Source organism: Copranaerobaculum intestinale, assembly GCF_009831105.1.
GTDB classification, from domain to species: domain Bacteria; phylum Bacillota_I; class Bacilli_A; order Erysipelotrichales; family Erysipelotrichaceae; genus Copranaerobaculum; species Copranaerobaculum intestinale.
Window position 1 is genome coordinate 169,431 of sequence record NZ_WUUQ01000002.1, and the last position, 19,824, is coordinate 189,254.

The 19,824-nt window shown below is 42.8% G+C and carries 19 protein-coding genes; 17 read left to right on the forward strand and 2 right to left on the reverse strand.

Features of this window, described 5'->3' with window-relative positions; translation table 11 throughout:
- Genes rsgA through GSF08_RS05675 form a run of 3 tightly spaced genes read left to right on the forward strand, consistent with a single transcriptional unit; the run spans position 1 to position 2,128 of the window.
- Complete coding sequence (rsgA, locus tag GSF08_RS05665) at positions 1-870, forward strand: ribosome small subunit-dependent GTPase A (RefSeq protein WP_160624875.1); 870 nt, start codon at positions 1-3, stop codon at positions 868-870.
- Between the two features lie 11 nt (positions 871-881).
- Positions 882-1,550, forward strand: coding sequence for a ribulose-phosphate 3-epimerase (rpe, locus tag GSF08_RS05670; RefSeq protein WP_160624876.1), 669 nt, complete (start codon positions 882-884; stop codon positions 1,548-1,550).
- Complete coding sequence (locus GSF08_RS05675) at positions 1,532-2,128, forward strand: thiamine diphosphokinase (protein WP_160624877.1); 597 nt, start codon at positions 1,532-1,534, stop codon at positions 2,126-2,128. The genes rpe and GSF08_RS05675 overlap by 19 nt, the downstream gene beginning before the upstream one ends.
- 116 nt (positions 2,129-2,244) lie before the next feature.
- Here the strand turns inward: GSF08_RS05675 and GSF08_RS05680 are convergent, their stop codons facing one another.
- Positions 2,245-3,132 (reverse strand): fructose bisphosphate aldolase, encoded by an 888-nt coding sequence (locus GSF08_RS05680; RefSeq protein WP_160624878.1) that lies wholly within the window; start codon positions 3,130-3,132, stop codon positions 2,245-2,247.
- Between the two features lie 378 nt (positions 3,133-3,510).
- Here GSF08_RS05680 and GSF08_RS05685 point away from each other — a divergent pair, with 378 nt between their 5' ends.
- The 9 genes from GSF08_RS05685 to GSF08_RS05725 all read left to right on the forward strand — a co-directional run bounded on the left by GSF08_RS05685 (position 3,511) and on the right by GSF08_RS05725 (position 12,633).
- Complete coding sequence (locus GSF08_RS05685) at positions 3,511-6,231, forward strand: sigma 54-interacting transcriptional regulator (RefSeq protein WP_160624879.1); 2,721 nt, start codon at positions 3,511-3,513, stop codon at positions 6,229-6,231.
- Positions 6,231-6,620, forward strand: a complete 390-nt coding sequence (locus GSF08_RS05690; protein WP_160624880.1) for a PTS sugar transporter subunit IIA — start codon at positions 6,231-6,233, stop codon at positions 6,618-6,620. The genes GSF08_RS05685 and GSF08_RS05690 overlap by 1 nt, the downstream gene beginning before the upstream one ends.
- Before the next feature lie 17 nt (positions 6,621-6,637).
- The gene (locus tag GSF08_RS05695; protein WP_160624881.1) at positions 6,638-7,159 is read left to right on the forward strand and encodes a PTS sugar transporter subunit IIB; all 522 of its coding nucleotides are present in this window, start codon (positions 6,638-6,640) and stop codon (positions 7,157-7,159) included.
- A 108-nt stretch (positions 7,160-7,267) separates the two neighbouring features.
- The gene (locus tag GSF08_RS05700) at positions 7,268-8,056 is read left to right on the forward strand and encodes a PTS mannose/fructose/sorbose/N-acetylgalactosamine transporter subunit IIC (protein WP_160624882.1); all 789 of its coding nucleotides are present in this window, start codon (positions 7,268-7,270) and stop codon (positions 8,054-8,056) included.
- Positions 8,049-8,864 (forward strand): PTS system mannose/fructose/sorbose family transporter subunit IID, encoded by an 816-nt coding sequence (locus tag GSF08_RS05705; RefSeq protein ID WP_160624883.1) that lies wholly within the window; start codon positions 8,049-8,051, stop codon positions 8,862-8,864. The genes GSF08_RS05700 and GSF08_RS05705 overlap by 8 nt, the downstream gene beginning before the upstream one ends.
- 52 nt (positions 8,865-8,916) lie before the next feature.
- On the forward strand, positions 8,917-10,140 hold the full coding sequence (gene nagA / locus GSF08_RS05710; RefSeq protein ID WP_160624884.1) for an N-acetylglucosamine-6-phosphate deacetylase: 1,224 nt from the start codon (positions 8,917-8,919) through the stop codon (positions 10,138-10,140).
- Positions 10,137-11,297, forward strand: coding sequence for an N-acetylglucosamine-6-phosphate deacetylase (gene nagA, locus GSF08_RS05715; protein WP_160624885.1), 1,161 nt, complete (start codon positions 10,137-10,139; stop codon positions 11,295-11,297). Before nagA (GSF08_RS05710) ends, nagA (GSF08_RS05715) begins: the two co-directional genes overlap by 4 nt.
- Before the next feature lie 188 nt (positions 11,298-11,485).
- Positions 11,486-12,136 (forward strand): rubredoxin, encoded by a 651-nt coding sequence (locus GSF08_RS11650; protein ID WP_160624886.1) that lies wholly within the window; start codon positions 11,486-11,488, stop codon positions 12,134-12,136.
- Positions 12,137-12,141: 5 nt separating this feature from the next.
- Positions 12,142-12,633 (forward strand): 4Fe-4S binding protein, encoded by a 492-nt coding sequence (locus tag GSF08_RS05725; RefSeq protein ID WP_160625371.1) that lies wholly within the window; start codon positions 12,142-12,144, stop codon positions 12,631-12,633.
- Positions 12,634-13,113: 480 nt separating this feature from the next.
- Here GSF08_RS05725 and rpmB read toward each other — a convergent pair whose 3' ends face one another.
- Positions 13,114-13,305, reverse strand: coding sequence for a 50S ribosomal protein L28 (gene rpmB, locus GSF08_RS05730; RefSeq protein WP_160624887.1), 192 nt, complete (start codon positions 13,303-13,305; stop codon positions 13,114-13,116).
- A 179-nt stretch (positions 13,306-13,484) separates the two neighbouring features.
- Between rpmB and GSF08_RS05735 the strand changes: the two genes are divergently transcribed.
- The 5 genes from GSF08_RS05735 (at position 13,485) to GSF08_RS05755 (ending at position 19,794) form a co-directional block, all read left to right on the forward strand.
- Positions 13,485-15,347, forward strand: a complete 1,863-nt coding sequence (locus GSF08_RS05735) for a glucosaminidase domain-containing protein (RefSeq protein ID WP_160624888.1) — start codon at positions 13,485-13,487, stop codon at positions 15,345-15,347.
- Between the two features lie 11 nt (positions 15,348-15,358).
- Positions 15,359-16,756, forward strand: a complete 1,398-nt coding sequence (locus tag GSF08_RS05740; RefSeq protein WP_160624889.1) for a cadherin-like beta sandwich domain-containing protein — start codon at positions 15,359-15,361, stop codon at positions 16,754-16,756.
- A 191-nt stretch (positions 16,757-16,947) separates the two neighbouring features.
- Positions 16,948-18,207, forward strand: a complete 1,260-nt coding sequence (locus GSF08_RS05745) for a cell division protein FtsA (RefSeq protein WP_160624890.1) — start codon at positions 16,948-16,950, stop codon at positions 18,205-18,207.
- Between the two features lie 16 nt (positions 18,208-18,223).
- Positions 18,224-19,333, forward strand: a complete 1,110-nt coding sequence (gene ftsZ, locus GSF08_RS05750; protein ID WP_160624891.1) for a cell division protein FtsZ — start codon at positions 18,224-18,226, stop codon at positions 19,331-19,333.
- Positions 19,334-19,338: 5 nt separating this feature from the next.
- Positions 19,339-19,794: a hypothetical protein gene (locus GSF08_RS05755; RefSeq protein WP_160624892.1), complete on the forward strand. Its 456-nt coding sequence runs from the start codon at positions 19,339-19,341 to the stop codon at positions 19,792-19,794.
- Positions 19,795-19,824: the final 30 nt, after the last annotated feature.

The window sequence follows — 19,824 nt, forward strand, 5'->3', positions numbered from 1 at the left end:
ATGAAAAAAGGAACCATTATAAAAATTATATCCAATCAGTATGATGTGCTGAGTGAAGCGGGCGATCGCATTTCTTGTGTAGCGATGGGAAAGCTGCGCAAATCTCGTTCACCGGTCGTCGGCGATCATGTTTGGTGGGAAACGATTGGAGACAAGAACGGTATCCAGAAGATCATGCCGCGAAGAAATGAACTGAAACGTCCTTTGATTGCCAATGTGGATCAGGCAATCATCGTGATGTCATCAGTTGATCCCGATTTTTCTTCTACGCTGATTGACCGTTTGATCTTTCAAATCTGCTATGCGGGAATACGGCCGCTTTTGTGCGTTACAAAATGTGATTTGATCGGGAGCGATCATGTAGTATGGAAACAGATCGAAGATTATCGAAGCAGCGGGTATGAGGTATATGTCAGCGGTATCGGCTATGATAATCATGATTTGATTTTGGCTTTAAAGGATAAAATCAGTGTTCTGACCGGTCAAAGCGGCGCCGGGAAAAGCAGCTTGCTGAACCGCATCGAGCCTTCCTTTCACTTACAGACACAGGAAATCTCAAAGGCACTTGGACGAGGTAAGCATACTACCCGGCACTGTGAGCTGTGGAAGGTGAAAGAGGGATGGGTAGCGGATACCCCGGGGTTTTCATCCTTAGATTTTTCGACCATGGATATGCAAAAGCTGGCGGAATGCATCCCGGATTTTAAACCCTATCAGGGACAGTGCAAATTTCGAGACTGCATTCACCGCAATGAACCGGACTGTGCTGTATCGCAGGCTGTTGATGAGAAAAGGATTGTTAAGAGCCGGTATATGCATTATTTAGATATCTTGGATATGATTGAACAGACAAAAACGAAATATCGTTAGGAGGTAGAACGATGCAGGAACTGATTATTTCACCGTCCATCCTGTCCTTGGACTATTCAAAAGTGAGTGAACAGTTGGATGCGCTGAATCACAGCGGAGCCAAATGGATGCATTTTGATGTCATGGACGGTCATTTTGTACCGAATTTAACATTTGGTCCTGATATTTTGAAGGGTTTCAAGAAAGCGAGCCCCCTGGTAATGGATGTGCATATCATGGTAGATGACCCTCAGATGTTTGCGGAAGTCTTTATGAAAGCAGGAGCTGATATTGTGACCTTTCATCTGGAAGCGGTTGAAAACATCGATGCCTGTGTGAAGCTGTGCCGTAAGATTCGATCAATGGGCGGCAAAGCCGGAGTTTCACTGAAACCGAATACCCCGGTGGATGCGCTGCTTCCCGTTCTTGAAGAGCTGGATCTGGTGCTGATCATGTCGGTGGAACCCGGTTTCGGCGGCCAGTCATTTATGGCGCACACTCTTGAGAAAGTGATAATTCTGCGTCAGGAAATCAGTCAGCGTAACCTACCGGTTCATCTTGAAATTGACGGCGGTATCAACCGTAATACTGCCAAGCAGGCGATTTTAGCCGGCTGCGATGTATTGGTTGCTGGAAGCTATGTTTTTAAACAGGATATCCGGACTGGAGTTCAATCCCTATTATGCGCCGCGCAATCTTAATTGCCGGTATGGCCAAGCAGATTCCCGATCTGGAAGGTGATTATTTTGGGATCGACAGGGGTGCCTTCATCGCCCTTCATCAGGGATTTTCGCTGCAAGCAGCGATCGGTGATTTTGATTCTATTACAAAAAAAGAGCGGGAAGAGCTTGAAAAAAGCTGCCCGATGGTCGTATTGCCTACCCACAAGAATGAAACTGACAGTGAAGCCGCAGTAAAGCATGTGCTTTCACTTGGCTATGATTCTATTTTGTTATATGGATGCCTGGGCGGACGTATAGACCATGAGCTGGCTAATCTTCGGCTTATGACGCAGCGTCGTTATCCGCTTACGCTGATGAATGAGAAAAACCAGTTGGAGGTATTGAATCCCGGAACCTATACGATTTTCAAAACTAGAAAATATCTTTCCTTCTTGGCTTTGGAACCGTCGTGTATCAGTGAAGCGCATGTTGCATATCCGCTTGATCATCAAAGGATTGACATGCAGGATATATACACCATATCCAATGAAATTGAGGATCAGGCGATCGTAACAATTCACGAAGGACGAGTTATGATGATGCAAAGCGATGATTAAGACGCATTCTTTGCGTCTTTTTATTGTTTTCAGCTATCTCAATCATCTAAACGGCATTCGCGGCAGTTCGCTCAAGAAAAAAACCAGACAAGATGGGCTTGCCTGGCTTTTTTTGTTTAATGAACAGATGCTTTGTAAATTTCAAGGATAGCCTGTTTCAGTGCGTTATCAAATTCTTCCTGGGTTTGCTGAGCAGACAAATCTGATAAGAGTGCTCGGGAGAAGCTTGCAATCAAACCCTGATTCTTCATCAGAAGATCATCGGCCTCTTTGCGGGTATATCCGCCGGATAATGCGACAACCCGTACGACATGGGGATCATCAATGATTGGTGCGTATAAGTTTGTTTCGGTTGGAATCGTCAACTTAAACATGAGCAACACATCGTCATCCAATTTCACAAGATGCTCCTGAATTTCCTTCAGCAACAATGCTTCTGCTGCTTTTTTGGTGCTGCTATTGATGGATACCTCCGGCTCCAGAATCGGAACCAAACCGGCTTTTACAATCTGTAAGCCTATTTCAAATTGCTGATCGACAATCTTTTTAATACCTATCGGGTTTGCTTCCTTGATGACACTACGCATTTTTGTACCGAAGATGTGCTTTTCATTTGCGGTTTTCAACAGTGCTTCTAAGTCCGGCATCGGCTTCATGAGCTGAACATCATCGGCTTCGTCAGCCAAGCCTTTATCCACCTTCAGGAAAGGTACGATTCCTTTCTTCTCCCACAGATAGTCTGCCGTGTCCATACCTTCCACCTTCGAATTCATGGTTCGCTCAAAGAGAATTGCCCCCAGTATATGCTGTGCGGTGAAAGCACAGCTGGTGATGATACGGCTGCGCATCTGATGAATGAGATCAAACATCTCTTCATCATTATGAAAGGCTGTTTCCTCGATACCATAAGCTTTCAAAGCTTTTGGGGTACTGCCGCCGCTTTGATCTAGCGCTGCGATGAAACCGGGATCCTTGCGCATGCGTTCAAATTGTTTTGTGTTCATGTATGAGCACCTCCTTTACTTGTATTATATACCCGGACTTACATAGTTACGAGTGAAATGTTCAGGGAATGGAAACCGTAAATGAAAAGCTGCCTGCTATGTAAAATAGTTGATGTAAATTGAATAAAATCGGTTCATGAATTGGATGCTTTCGATAATGGAAGGAACTGTAAAATTATGTTTTTAAAATTCATGGTAAGATACCTTCAACAGAGATTTCGACACTGTCGAAAATTAAAAAAAAGATTATATGCAGTGTCTGAAATTTATGATAAGAGGCAGTGAGTGTTGAAACATTTCAAAAGTGTCCGTTTTTTGCATACGCTTTTCTATAATGTAGTCATCCAAAATACTGCCTCGGATCAGGAGGAAATGTTTATGAATGTCATCAGCACAAAAAAACTGCTGCTTCAGTTTCTGGAGCGAGATGTGGAATTCAGTATCGAGAGTCCGTATCGCTGTACGACAAGTGATATCAGTGAGACCATGCACATCAGCCGTTCTTTAACGAGTCAGTATCTGAATGAACTGAACAAGGAAGGAAAGCTAGTGAAAGTAACTTCCCGTCCCGTATATTATTTCAGTACCAAACGGTTAGAGGAATTATATTCCGCAACCGTTGGTGAATTTGAATTTTATGATATGGAAGAATTGCATGGTTATTTACAAAAAGGGAAAAACAGCGTTCAAGATTTTCAAAAAGTCATCGGAAATGAAGGAACCCTCAGCTATTGTACGATGCAGATGAAGTCTGCAATGCTATATCCGCCCGATGGACTGCCGATTATTTTTCATGGCAGGAAGGGAAGCGGCAAGGCTTATCTGGCGGAAGTCATGTATGAATATGGTGTCAACCAAAGAATATTGTCATCACATGCTCATTTTGTAAAAGATCATATTGCTTCAATTCATGAACCGTATGAAGAAGTACTGTTTGGAACGAGCCATGCGGATCGAATCGTTCCCGGCTTACTTGAAAAAGCTGCCGGAGGACTGCTTTATCTTGGGGACGCGGGAAATATGAATATGGAATGTCAGCGGCGGCTTACCGCTTATATTACCAAGGGTACCTTTACCAGGATCTATGATGATAAAACGATATTGAATGTAAAGACGCGAATCGTGTTAGGGGTAGAGCATGATCTGCATGAACAGCTGTATGATGAACTGCTGCTGAACATACCCGTCGTCTGTGAGATACCTGCGTTGTCGATGCGCCCTCAGGGTGAGCGAAATGATATGATCGTCTCATTTCTGATCAAAGAAGCGCAGTCCTTGAAAAAGGAAATTCTGCTGTCAAAATCGCTGTATCAAGTATTCATGGGATATCATTTCCATGACAGTATCGATGATATGAACACCAATCTGCGGCTTGCGTGTGCCAATGCCTATGCACAGAGCGGAAATGAAGAAGAAATTCATATGTATCTTCGGCATTTGCCGATGGAGGTGTTCGGTGACCTGGAATTATCGCTTCGCGGTCGTGACAGCGAAGAACTGCTGGGCGTGGATGAGTTGAAGATGCAGGATGGAAAGCGTCAGATTCTTCAGTTGTATGAACAGATTCTGGAAGCTCATCAGATGTACCTGGAGCGCACCTTTGATGAACCGGAATGGGTGAATTCAGGATTAAATGCGATGCGCTGTTATTATGATTTTATCGTTTTTGAACAGCGTGATGATGACTTGGGAAGAAAGACGATCGCCGCAAAGCTGGAAGAGCTAATATCAGAGGTTGAGAAACAATTTCAAATTACCCTGCCCTTGAATTGCAGCTTTATTTTAGCAAGGATGGTGTATGCGATCTATCGGATGCAGTCGGAAGTGCAGCTTTGGGAACATCAGCACAAGGATGCAATTCACAGCTGTCAGGAAACGCTGGATAAACAACTGCCGGATGTCAGTGCGATGGCTGCTTCGATCATTCGCAAAATTAACGGCGCCATGGATGTGAAGCTGGGGACGATGAACACGATCTTTTTGATCTTCAATATTCATTTCTATAACCGGGATGTCATTAACCGTGATACCTGCGGGGTGATTATCTCACATGGTTATTCCACGGCCACAAGTATTGCCGATGCAGTCAATCAAATGCTGGAAATGCAGGTTTTCAAAGCGATTGACATGCCCTTGGATACCGATGTGAAGCAAATCCAGAAAAAGCTGGTCCGCTTTGTGGAACTGCATCCGAATTATCGAAATTTGATCATCATGGTTGATATGGGATCATTGGAGGAAATTGCCTCCGGTCTGCAAGCCGATATGAATATCGGTGTCATCAACAACATATCAACCGGCCTGGCCCTGGATATCGGAAATCGGATTCAGCGCCATCAGGAATTGGAGGATATTCTCCAGAATGCATGCCGCGGGTTTGAATGTCATTATCAAATTTTATCCAAGAGCGGTAAAGAAAAAGCAATCGTCTTTACCAATGATGTAGGAATGAAGGTTTCTTCAAAGCTGGTGGAGCTGTTCAAGAGCAGTCTTCCGAAAATCATTAATCTGAAGTTTATCGAATACGATTATGACCGCCTTCAGAAGATGGGAATCCAGGATGTGCTGTTTGATAAATATGAAGTCATTTTGTTGATCAAGCCCCACATGCTGAAGCTGGACGGCATTCAGAGCTTGTCTTTGGAAGAACTGATCAGCTTTAAATCCATTGCGCAGGTGAATCAAATACTCTCGCAGTACTTGAATGACGCTGAGATTGAAAGCTTTAATAAACAGCTGCTGAAGAATTTTTCATTGCAGAGCATCATGGAGAATCTAACGATTCTCAATCCCGGCAAACTGCTTGATCAGGTATCAGAAGCGATCACTCAGCTTCAGCTGTTGATGGATCGCAAGTTTCAAAGCAAAACCATTATCGGCATCTACATGCATACCTGTTTTCTAATTGAGCGGCTGGTTACCAAAACCGCAATTCTTTCAGATGATATGGATGCTTTTGAAAAAGCACATCCGGATTTTATCCGCAATGTCCATATCAGTTTTGAGAAAATGCTGAAAAATTACAGTGTCGAGATACCGATCAGTGAGATATCTTATTTATACGACTACATCCAGAACGAAGAATGGGAGGAGAAATAATGCGAAGAATTATTCTGGCATCACATGGTGAAATGGCCAAGGGGATGAAAAACACATTGGAGATGATAGTTGGCAAGGATGAGCGGATACAGCTGCTGATGTTAATGCCGGGGCATCATCCGGACGAACTGAAACAGCAGGTAGAAAGGTGGGCAGCTGAGAATCCCGAGGATGAATTTATCATTCTGTGTGATCTGTTTGGCGGCAGTGTCGCAAATGCGCTCATGCATCTGTGTACCTGTGAAAAAATCCATGTGGTCACCGGGGCAAATTTAGGAATGGCCATTACGATTTGTACCGCAAAAGATGAAGAACCGCTTGCCCAGCTGATTCGCAATTCTTTGAGCGAAGCAAAAAAGTATATGCTTTATACCAATGATCTCATGTAAAAGAAAGGAGGGATATTATGATCAAAATGTTGAGAATTGATGATCGTCTGCTGCATGGTCAGGTTGTCTTTATCTGGTCAAAACAGTTGGATATCAAGGGAATTGTCGTCGCCAACGATGCTTTACCCGATGATCCGATCCAATCTATGGCAATGAAAATGGTCGTACCGGAGCACATCAAGCTGCTGATCAAGAAGGTTGATGATGCGGTGCATTTCCTGAATGATCCCCGGATTGAGGGGATGGGCGTTATGGTGGTCGTAAAAGATCCTGAAGATGCCGCAAGGGTCATGAAAGGCTTGCACAATCCAAATGTTGTTCAAAAGCTGAATATCGGCAACAGCGGTCGGGTCGATAAAGGGGACCGCCAAAAGCTGACGCCCGAAGTATATGTCGATCAAACGGATATAGCGGCATTGAAAGAACTGCTTCAATATCAAATTCCTTTTGAGATCCAGATGATTCCGACCAATGGAAAAACGGATGTAAAGGATGCGTTAAGCCATTATCATGAAGCAGATACAGAAAAATCCTCATAAAGAGGAGGAAAGCATCAGGCAAGATGGATTTCTTAAAAGTACATGATCTTTCATAAGAAACAGCAGAGCATGTATGAAAATTAGGGAAAAGAAAGAGGAGGTTACGTTATGGAATTATATCAGGCTTTACTGATTGCGCTAACGGCCGCAATCGCACAATTTACATTCAACACGATGGGATTGATGCTGAATCGTCCATTGGTTTTGGCTCCTATTGTAGGACTTATCCTAGGCGATCTGCATCAGGGTATTATCATGGGTGCTGCCTTGGAATTGATTTTTCTGGGCGTTGTTTCGATTGGCGGATCAACTCCGTCCGATGCCAACATGGGTTCGGTATTGGGGACGGCCTTTGCCATCAGCATGAGCAAAGGGGTTCAAGTCGCCTTGGCATTATCCGTTCCGATCGGTATTCTGATGCAGATGATCACCTATTTAATTTATTTCTTCCGTTCCACAACGATGGACCGCGTTGAAGTGTATGCAGAGCGCGGCGAATTTAATAAAATCACAATGCTTCATTTCGGACATCAGTTATTAGAAGTAGCTATCTATGGAATTTTGGCATTTTGTTCCCTGCAGTTTGGGGCTGGGGCAATGAAAAATTTGGTTGATTCCATCCCGGAGATCGTTATGACCGGATTGGATGTCGCATCACAAATGCTGCCGGCAGTCGGATTTGCATTGCTTATGAATATGCTTTGGAATAAACAGCTCTGCATCTTTGTATTCTTTGGGTTCATCCTGGCTACCTATTTGGAACTGCCGATTATCGCCATTGCCGGGATCGCACTTACGATCGGCATCGTTATGATTTTGACTGATATGAATATGAAGAGTACAAAAGCTGTTAATCAAGCACCGGTAAGTGCTGAGGAGGACTTCTTCAATGAATAAAATGAGTTTGAGTACAGATGAAAAAAAGCTGACCCGTACCCTCTTCTTGCGTTCTTTCATGCTGGAGGCTTCCTTCAACTTTGAAAAAATGCAGGCGTTGGGATTTGCCTGGGCGATGTTCCCGGTCATTAAAAAATTCTATCCAACCAAGGAGGAGCAGGTAGAAGCGCTAAAACGTCATACGGCTTTCTTCAATATTACGCCTTATATCGTGACATTCTTACTAGGATTATCCGCATCGATGGAAAAAGAATATGCGGAAAATAAAAGCATTGATCCATCCATGATCAATGCCGTCAAGGTATCGCTGATGGGGCCGTTGTCCGGAATTGGTGATTCCTTCTTCTGGGGTACCTTCCGCGTAATCGCCGCCGGTGTCGGTATTTCATTATCCCAGCAGGGAAATATTTTGGGACCGATCTTATTTCTATTGATCTTTAATGTTCCGCATTTATTGATTCGTTATTATTGTTCAGTGCTTGGTTATTCACTGGGTTCTAAATTTATCCAGAGCTCCTATGAGAACGGATTGATATCTCATATGACAAAGCTGGCAACGGTGATCGGTCTTACTACGGTCGGTGCTATGATTTCTACGATGGTTGTTTTCCAGGTCGGTTTTACGACGAAAATCGGCAGTATGAAATTTGTATTACAGGATATTTTTGATCAAATCGTACCGAATATTCTGCCATTGTCTTTGACCTTCTTCGTATTCTGGCTGATCCGTAAAGGGGTTAAAGTAAATTATATCATCATCGGTGTATTTGCTTTTGGACTGCTTGGAACCTTAGTCGGTATTTTATAAATGCTTCCTCTCCGCAAGGAGAGGATGTATTATGATAGGAAGGAGGAATTTTATGCAAATCATAAAGAGTCATGCAATTTATACGGAATCCGGCATTGTAGACGGTTATCTTGTTTTAAAGGATAAGCAAATTGATCGAATCTTAGACAAACGCGGTGAGCTTCCTGAAGGTTCGATCATTGATTATGGCTATCACCGTATTTTGCCGGGCATCATTGATTTGCACACGCATGGGTACCGATCCTTTGCGGCGCGAACCCTGCACTTTGAGGAATGCTTAGGATTTGCCCGGGTAATGCCCTCGATCGGGGTAACGAGTTTTCTGCCGACAGTATGCGGGTGGAAGGAACATCAGATAGAAATGATCGAAGCAGTATCCAATGCGATCGCAGTACAAAAGCAGGGAGCGCGCATGCTGGGTATTCATATGGAAGGCCCGTATTTTCATCCCAGCCGACATAACGCGACACCTCTAACTGAGCTGAAAGAACCAAGTATCAAAGAATTTGAGGATTGTCTGAACGCTTCTAAGGGATATCTGCGCTATGTAACCTTGGCTCCGGAACTGCCGCACGCACAGAAAGTTATAAAATGGTTGGATGAACACCATATCATAGCCGGAGGCGGTCATACGACAGCGGATTATGAACAGTTTTCAGATGCAAAAGCAAATGGTATGAGGGTAAGCATCCATACCGGTAATGCGATGAATCAGATGGATCGCCGTGAGATTGGACTTTTGGGCGGTGCGTTGGCTGATCCGGACATGTATTGTGAGATCAACTGTGATCTGGTTCATCTTTCCAAAGAAATGCTGGAAATCATGTTCCGGATTAAACAGAATTATGAACGATTTATTATGATTTCCGATTCGGATACGGTCAGCGGGATCGAGCCCGGCTATTATCTGGTCGGCAATCAGCGAACCAGGGTTACAAAGGACGGCCGCATGCTGCTGGATGACGGGACGATTGCCGGAAGCTGCCGTAATATTTTATACGGGATCAGAAATCTGGCTGAAGAATTCCATATCCCATTGACGGATATTTTGAAAATGAGTTCGCTGAACGCGGCACGGCTGCTTAAAATCGATGATCATAAGGGTTCAATTTTGGAGGGAAAGGATGCTGATTTGGTAATCGTTGATGAAGCGTATGACGTCCTTGAAACCTATGTAGAAGGACAATCTGTTTATCAAGCGAATGATGAATTGCCATCGAATCCGCGTTTTTGTGAAGAAGTGCCGATAATTTTTGAAAAGGAGGGTGCTATATGATTATTCAGAGTGATGCAATTTACACAGAAAAAGGAAAATACAGCGGTTATATGGAAATTGAAAACGGACATTTTATCCGCTTTTTCGATAAACTACCCAAGCAGGAAGCAGTACTCGACTATCGTGGTTGCTTGATCCTGCCCGGCTTTATCGATATTCATACACATGGCTATGACGGTCATCATGCGCAGGCGGTGGATAAGCAGGAGCTGATCGCTTTAAAAAAATCTATGACGAAGGCGGGTGTTACTGGCTTCTTGCCAACTGCCGGGGCTCATTTTGAACAGGAGTATGATAATCTGAAACAGCTGGCAGATTGTATTGAAGAACAGGATTTTGATCATCCAATCGGTGCTCAAATGTTGGGGATACACATGGAAGGCCCTTTTTTGAATCCTGAACGCAGAGGTGCATTTCAACCGTATCAGCTGCTGCCGGCAGATATTCAAAAGGCATCTGCATATTTGGAAGCAAGCCGCCATCATATCGTTTATATGGCATTGGCACCGGAACTGGATCCTGACGGTAAACTGATTCAATACCTGAAGGAACAGGGTGTAAAGACGGCCGGTGCTCATACGACTGCATCGTATGAAGAATATGAGCGTGGGATTCAGCAGGGTTTGTCAGCATCGACTCATACAGGAAACGGCATGTGTCAGATTGACCGCAGAAATGTCGGAGCACTTGGCGCTGCACTGTTAAATGATGATCTTTATTGTGAGGCGATCTGTGATTTTCACCATGTTGACCCAAGGATGCTGGATATTATGTTTCGGGTAAAAAAGGATGGATGCCGCAAATTTATCATGATTTCCGATTCCACAGAAGTATCCGGTCTGCCAAAAGGAACCTATACTTCTGATGGCATGCAGGTAACCATTCAGGATAATGGGTTGATCCTGGATGAGGAGGGGACGATCATGGGCAGTGCTCATGATGTACTGTACGGTTTCCAGAACCTGAAAAATAAGATGAAACTGCCGATTGAAGATATTCTGATGATGACGTCACTAAATCCTGCTTCTTTATTGGGAATAGCGGATCATAAAGGCAGTATTCTGGAAAATAAGGATGCGGATTTTATCATTCTGAATCAGAAGGATGAATTGCTGGCGACCTACGTACAGGGAAACTGTGTTTATCAAAAAGCATAGCTTGAAGAGGGCATTGACTGTAAGTATTACATTACTTTTAAAGGCTGTATTGAAATCAGCCTTTTTTTATGCTTTGTATTTTGACCTTCCCCAAAAACTTGATTGCATAACATAGGACAAGTATCCCTACAAGTGATATAGTTAAAATAACATATGTAAACGATTACATATATGGAGGAGGCTTTGCTATGAAATATGTTTGTACAATATGCGGTTACATATACGATGAAGCCGCAGGCGCCTTAGAAAGCAGAATACCGCCTAATACCCCTTGGGATGCTCTGCCTTCCGATTGGGTCTGTCCGATTTGCGGCGCACCGAAAGATGTATTTGAAAAAGCGGAAGAGGAAGCACCTGCGGCAGTTAAGGATGAACCTTTGACATCTTTTGATGCATCGTGGAATCAGTTGGCATTGAGTGCTTTGTGTTCCAATCTGGCAAAAGGCTGTGAAAAACAGTATCTTGCTGAAGAAGCAGCTTTATACAACCAGCTGGCTGCTTATTTTGAGACGAAAGCAGTGCCAAAGGAAGGCAATGTACAGGATCTTTTAAATCAGGTCGAACAGGATTTAAAGGAACTTTATCCGGCTGCTAAACAAGCTGCGGATGACGCCTATGATCGAGGGGCAAAGCGTATTCTGGTATGGAGTGAAAAAGTAAAACGGATCCAAGAATCATTATTGAAACGATATGAAACAGAACAGCAAAATCTGATTAAGGATACCAAAGTGTATGTTTGTGAAATCTGCGGTTTTATTTATGTTGGAGATACACCGCCTGAGGTATGTCCTGTCTGTAAAGTTCCCAGCTTTAAGCTGGTAGAAGTGGAAAGGGGTTGAAAGCCATGTTTGCGGTAAGAACGATACGATTATGTACGAAGGATTGCTTATGTCTTTATGTGTGTCCTACGGGTGCCAGTGATACAGAGAACGGTCAGATTGATTGGAGTAAATGCATCGGCTGTGGTTTGTGTGCAAAGGCATGCCCCTCTCATGCAATTTCCATGGTACCGGAAAAATATCCTGCTCAGCAAAAAAAATCAGAAGCAGTTGAAAATACACTCAATGCTTTGATTGAAAGTACGGTAAAACAGGAAGCAGTCGCAGGATATATTGCCCATACTTCTAAGGATCCGATCTTATCTCAGTTTGCGACAGCACTGAAAACTTCAAATCGTTTAATGAGTGAGGATTTGTTTCGGGAAGCCGGCTACATGCTTCCGCAGAGTAAAAATGCTCATGCCTTTCTGCGATCTTTGTTGGATGATCCGGAGTCTGATTTTCCCGTAGCGATTGTGAAAACACTTCTTGATAAAATCGAACAAAATGAAAATTAAAAATATGGCTGATCAATATCTTAAAGAGATGATTATCAGTTTTTCTTATTAATCATTTGAAAAAAGCTCCAATTCAACATGTTGTTGATTGGGGCTTTTATGAATCGTATACTACTGAATTTCTTTATGTCCTTTTTCTGTTTTCTATTCTTCAAACATGTAATAACTTATTCGGATAATCCCCGCGAGGATATTTAAAACCACCATATGCGCAGGTAGGATGATTTGATATGTTGCAATTCCCGAGTTTTGTAAGGTTTCTTTATTTTCAATGACATGAAATTCTCGAGGATGTGCATTCCTGCTAGAAGGTGAGAACTGCACTTCTTGCAATATTTTTAATAGTTTCTCTTTTTACGCTGATGTTTGATTTAAACATCATGGCTTTTTCTCATGATAACTCTTTCATCCATTCATACATTTATCTCATATACATAATGAAAACTGCTAATATGAAAAAAACAGACCCTTCGATCTGCTTTAGATAGCGTTTTTTGCTTTTAATGTTTTTAAAGCACGAGCAGAAATGCGAAGTGTCTGAGGTTTACCATCAACAACAACTTTTACTTTCTGTAAGTTAACATTCCATTTACGACGAGAAGCGCGCATGGAGTGAGAACGCTTATTTCCGGACAACGGTCCTTTACCTGTAATTGCACAAACTTTTGACATACCGAGCCCTCCTTCCGTAGGTGCTTTCCATAATTGCTTACTAAGCATATCATTTCTCCTCTTAAAAAGCAAGAAGTTTCTTACAAAAAGATACTTAAAAAGGAACACATTGCGGATTGTAATATTTTATAATATAATTATGTTGAGAAAGTGGGGCATAAAGCAAAGGAGGGTACAAAATGACAAAGATTTGGAAAATGGGTACAGTTCTTTTTCTTGGTGCAGCCTTACTGAGCAGTTTTGCGTATCCCCTGCATGCCGAAGATTCAGTAACAGGTGAGGGAACGATCATTGATGTGGATGAGCACGGTAATGTGTCTTTCATTGAACCGAAAGAAAATGATATAAGCGAAGAGCTGAAAAAGCAGTATGAAAATACCGATACATATGAAGTTGTCAGTACGATTGGCAACTATAAACAGGTCATTGGAACCTATGACAGTTTTGAAGAAGCAAAGCAGATGAAGAATCTTCGTAGCCGTATGCGTTCTACAGGTGATGTTACGATTGAAGGGAATGGTTTGCTGCGTGATGTGCAGTATGGCACTGTGGATTTTAAGACAAAAGCCAATACCTCGACTACAACGTATTATCAAAATGCGGATAAGAGCGGAGTACAGGGTTATTTGAACGGCAATTCAGCATCTGACGGTGCATATCTCGGTACCAATGCTGACGGCAGTATGGTGAAATTCAAAATGTCCGGAGTTACTGCATGGGTCAGTATTAACGATGTGGTCATCCGTGATTTTAATAATTCGTATAACAGTTATTATAAGATTTATGACGCGACAGGATATTTGTGTCATTATGTTTCTTTTCAAGCAGATAGTACGAAGGGACAAAGTTACAGCGGCGGTATCGTTGTCGGAAAGGCTCCTTCTTATTTAAAACGAGGTACGTATTATTACAGTTATGACGGTATTTATTTTTATACCGATTACAGTCTGATGATCAATGATTATAAAAATGGGGTCAGTACCCATGCGGTCAATGCTGATAGTCCGTATTATAATTACTTCCAGTATCTGCCGTTTCGCACCAAAACAAACTTTACGGCAGGGCAGCTCAATCAGCTGGTCATAACCGAAACTCATAATAATGCGGCATCGAAACTGATGAATACCGGCAGTCTGTTTATAAACCAGCAGAACAAATACGGGGTAAATGCGGCTATGATGCTGAGCGGAGGAGCGATCGAAAGCGCATGGGGAACCAGCAGCTATGCGGTTAACCGCAATAATCTCTTTGGGCATATGGCCTACGACAGCGATCCGGATAATGCCGCTAATTATGCAACGATCGAAGATGGGATTGCCGCCCATGCGAAAACTTATCTTTCCGATGGGTATCTGAATCCCAAGGACTCTCGCTATTTTGGGCCTCAGTTCGGTAATAAAAACGGCGGGATCAACTTTAAATATGCATCCGATCCGAATCTCGGTGAAAAATATGCTTCAATTATGTATGATATTGAATTTGACAACGGTGAGAAAAATATTGACTATGGGAAATATACGATTGGTATCGTTAACGGTTGGAGCTTGAATGTCAGAAAAGAAGCGACAACTTCTTCCAAGGCGCTGTATCAGACTTCCCCATGGGGCGGACAGCCGGTGGTTATTTTAGGAAAAGTGTCCGGACAGGCAGTCAATGGCAACACAACATGGTATAAAATTCAAAGTGATGCGGTACTGACAAGCGATCGCAGTGCGGTGCAGGGAATAGGCAATTATGATTTTGATCGTGATTATGGCTATGTATCCGCTGAATATGTAGATGTGATATATAACAACGGAAATATCCCGAATACCGATCCCGAGCCCACTCCTGATCCGAATTATAAGTTGGGAGATGTAAATAATGATGGAAAAATTTCGACTATGGATTATGTTTTAGTAAAAAATCATATCTTGCAACTCGGTAACTTAACTGGAAAAGCAGCAATTGCTGCGGATGTAAATAAAGACGGCAAAATTTCGACTATGGATTATGTATTGATCAAAAATCATATTTTGGGGATTTCGCATATTACAGAATAAGGAGAATAACATTGAAAATAACATATAAAAGAAAACTTTTCATTTTCATGATTTTATCGTTTTTGCTAGTCAGTACTACTTCCATTCGTTCGGCAAATGTTGCTCCTTATGGTACTTTCTCGGCTACTGCATCGTGTGGATCTTATGAAGGAAAAGTAATTGTCAACGTATCAAATGCGACACTGGTCAGTGCAAATGACTGGTGTGATCGCGGGAAGACGGTGCAGGCTACCGCAAAAGCTGGTGCTTCAGGAAGCGCGTCTATCAGCATGTCTATAGTAGATGCAGTGAATACCGGTACGAATCCCCCCACCGAGGCCGGAACAGTGTACATCGGAGGCACTACCATTTCAATTGTTTCTAATAGTGGCGGTAATAGCGGCGGCAACGGAAACAATAACAGCAGTAACAATAATAACAGCGGAAGCGGAAATAACAATCCTGCGACCCCTCCTGTTAAAGACGATCAGGATGATAAAAGCAGCGAATCTATGCTTTCATCCTTGACGGTAAGCAAAGGAAAGCTTTCACCAGAATTTGATGAGAATATCACTTCCTATAACCTTAATCTGACAAATGACATAGCGTCAATCGACGTAAATGCAAAAGCAAAGGATGCCAAGGCAGCGGTTTCAGGTATCGGCAAGCATGATCTGAAGGCCGGCAAAACGGATATCAATATAACCGTGACCGCTGAGAATGGCAGTACTCGCACCTATACAATTCATGTCACGGTCGAGGAAAAACCAAAAGAATTTATCAAATACAACGGGCAAAAACTTGGAATACTAACCAATCTTGATGAGGTAACCCCACCCTCAGGGTTTGAAAAGACCAAAGTAAAGGTTTCGGGCAAAGAGCGTGATGGATGGTACAATGCCGCTTCAAAAATTTATCTGATCTATCTGGCTGATAAGGATATGGTTAAAAATTTCTATATGGTTGAAAACCAACAGGTCACATCCATTTATAAACCGATTCAACTGCTGGGTAAATCTTTGGTTATGATTGATGTGCCGGATGTTTTACAGAAAAAGAACGGCATGAAATTTACAACGATTACAATTGATAATCAAAAGTTAAAGGGATGGACATTCAAAGATAAGAATTTTCAAAATTATTATTTGATTTATGTAATGGATACCAAAGGCAATGTAAAGTATTATCAGTATGAAAAAACGGAGGAAACTCTTCAGTTATACAGTGGTGCAGCGCCGATTACCGCACATGACTATGAAAAAGAAAGAGCGAACAGCGGTAATAGCTGGCTGATCTATACAGGGCTGGGCAGCAGTGCAGTGTTGCTTGCTGCGCTCATTTACACCTATCTGCGCAATAAGAAAAACGTGGCATATCTGATGACCCAGCGGCGTTTGAATTATCGAAATGAAGATAAGGAATCCTTATAATGTAAACGGAAAAGAAAGAAACGGGAAAACCAAAGTTGGGATTCTCGTTTTTTTTGATGTAAGCATCCTATTTTTGGAAATGTAATGCCATATTTATTTTTGGTGTAAAATAAGATTTTAGTATTTTTAATAAGGGCAAATTATGATATGATATTATAGAATGAATGATTCATGTAAGGGGGTTCATCCTTATGCAAATAAAGCAGATTTATGCTGCACTTGAAATTGCTGATCATGAAGTCCGTTTGATTGTCGGCGAGTTCTTTGAAACTCGATTCAACGTGCTCTGTGTAGAACGAGTTAAAACAACCGGAGTAAGCAATCGAGTTATCGTTAATGAACAAAACGTGATTGCCGCTATTATCAAGGCGACAACCAATGCGTCCAAAACTCTCGGTTATCGGATCAATCGGGTGTTATTGGCGATACCATCAGTGAATGTGGCTCGTCATAATAAACGAATCAATGTGTTCGTTGAGGACGGCTCTCATCGGGTTCGTTTGCAGCATATTCAAAAGGGAATCAACGATGCGATCGTGTATCGACCGGAAACGGATAAAGAATTGGTAAATGTAGGATGTATTAAGTACATTACGAATGGAATTACCTCACGTAAGATGCCGCTTCAGGAAATCTGTGATGTGTTAACTCTGAACGTCGATCTGTTATATGCGGATAAAGAAATAGTTTACAGTTATGCCAGCTGTATTGAAAAAGCTGGTCTTGAAATTCTCGATATTTGTCTGGATGCTTACGCACAGGCACAGGAAGCCGCTGTGTTTGAACAAACAGTTGATAAATATGTAGTATTAGTAGATTTAGGAAGACAAAATACGACACTTTCTTTATTTACGCATGGTAAACTAGTGAGTTGTGAGCTTCTTGAAACCGGATACGGGGAATGGTGCTCACGGCTGAAGGATACATATGGTTTGCCGGTTGATATCGGCTATCGGCTGCTTCAAAATGGTTTTGCGATGAACAGCGACGCGATCAGCGATCGGTTGGTCTATATCTGGAATGAGCATGGAGAGCAGAAGCAGCTGACGGAGCGTCAGCTTTATGAAGCGGTTCATGAAAGCATGGAAAAGTGGATCGAAACATTGAATATTTCCTGCCAGCCGATTGTGGAAAGCGGAAATGTACATTATATGATTACCGGAGAGGGTGCAGAAATTCAGCCTTTGGAAGTATTAAAGACAAAGCTGAACGCGCCGGCTCAGATTTATGTTCCGCAAACGATCGGGGCTCGAGATTGTGCTTTGGTTACATGTCTGGGATTGTTTTACAGCTGGCGTGAAATCAACACAATTCGCAAGGATGAGCGGGTTAGCTGTGATTTACGAGAAATGGAAACGGTCATGGTTTCGGCTGCTCATAAGAGCACACATGATGAAAGCAGCTTTACGAAAAAGTTAAAGAATATTCTATTAAGTGAAAAAGAGAAATAGAGAGCGAGGAAGAACGATGAGCGACTTACAATTTGAACAGGTAGCCAATATCAAGGTATTTGGTGTCGGCGGCGGTGGCTGTAATGCAGTGAACCGTATGATTTCCGAAGGGGTTCACGGAGTTGAATTTTATGTATGCAATACTGATTTACAGGCCTTGAATATTTCGGCTTGTACGAATAAACTGGTTCTGGGACGTGAGGTAACCCGAGGTTTGGGCGCAGGGGCAAATCCAGAAATCGGACGCCGGGCAGCTCAGGAAAATGAAACTGAGATTCGTGATGCGATCAAGGGCAGTGATATGGTCTTTATCACTGCTGGATTAGGCGGAGGAACCGGAACTGGTGCAGCGCCATTGTTTGCGAAAATAGCTAAGGAAGAGGGTGCACTGACGGTAGGTATTGTCACAAAGCCGTTCACTTTTGAAGGAAAGAAAAGATTGCTGGCAGCTGAAGCCGGGTTGGCAGAACTGCGTGAATATGTGGATTCCTTGATCATTGTATCCAACAATAACCTGATAGAAGTAATTGGCCGCAAGCCGCTTGTAGAAGCGTTCCAGGCAGCTGATAACATCCTTCGTCAGGGAGTTCAGACGATCACGGATTTGATCGCCGTACCAGCGTTGATCAACCTTGATTTCGCTGATGTTAAGGCAATTATGGAGGGTCAAGGCAGTGCATTGATCGGAATCGGTATGGCTGAGGGTGAAGATAAAGCTCGTGCCGCAGCTGAAAAAGCAATTCAGTCACCGCTTTTGGAAGCACAGATTTCCGGGGCAAAGAATGCCATTGTCAATATTACCGGCGGTGAAAGTATTACGCTGTTCGATGCGGAGGATGCTATGGCATTGGTACGTGAAGCAGCCGGCAATGATATTGATGCGATCTTCGGTGTTGCCATCAATGAAAAGCTAGGCGACTCTATTATTGTTACAGTTATCGCAACGGGATTCGATCAGCCGAAGGAAAGTGTTGTGAAAGCTGTACCTAAGGCTCCGGGAGCGCGCAGCAGCACATTTGTGAAACCGCAGCCGATTGAGGAAGAACCAATTTCTCATTTTGAAGAATCAAAAGTGGATGAGGATGAAGATGAGGGCGGTATTCCTACTTTCTTTAGAACACGTTGATTCTTATGTTTCTCTATTATCTTGACAGTGGTTTTTTCAAGCCGGGGAGAAAAAGTGAAACTCTTTGTTCAAGAGTCTTAAAGCTTTGTGAAAAAGAATCCCCATCGGCAGTTCTGATTCATGGCGAGATACTTTATCCGGAAGGATTTCAGCGGTTTACACGTACTCTGCAAGCTTTGCGTATTGCGTGTATAACAACGCAGGAATCATTTGAAGCAACGGATTCATATCAAACGCTTTGCGGTCTTTCGGCAGAAGCTCGGGCTGAACTGCGAAAGCCTGCCGCAGATACCTTGTATAAAATACATAAAAATGATTCAGAGCTGACAAGAATTTATATGCAGCTGTTTGTTCGCCATAGCATTACAGATGATCCGGATTTTCTGGCCGAGCTGGAGAAACGGATACAGGGTATGGGGAAAGAAAGCAAAGCAGGCTGTATCAAACAGAAAATGAATTAAACCGGGTAAACCGGTTTTTTTATATGTTTT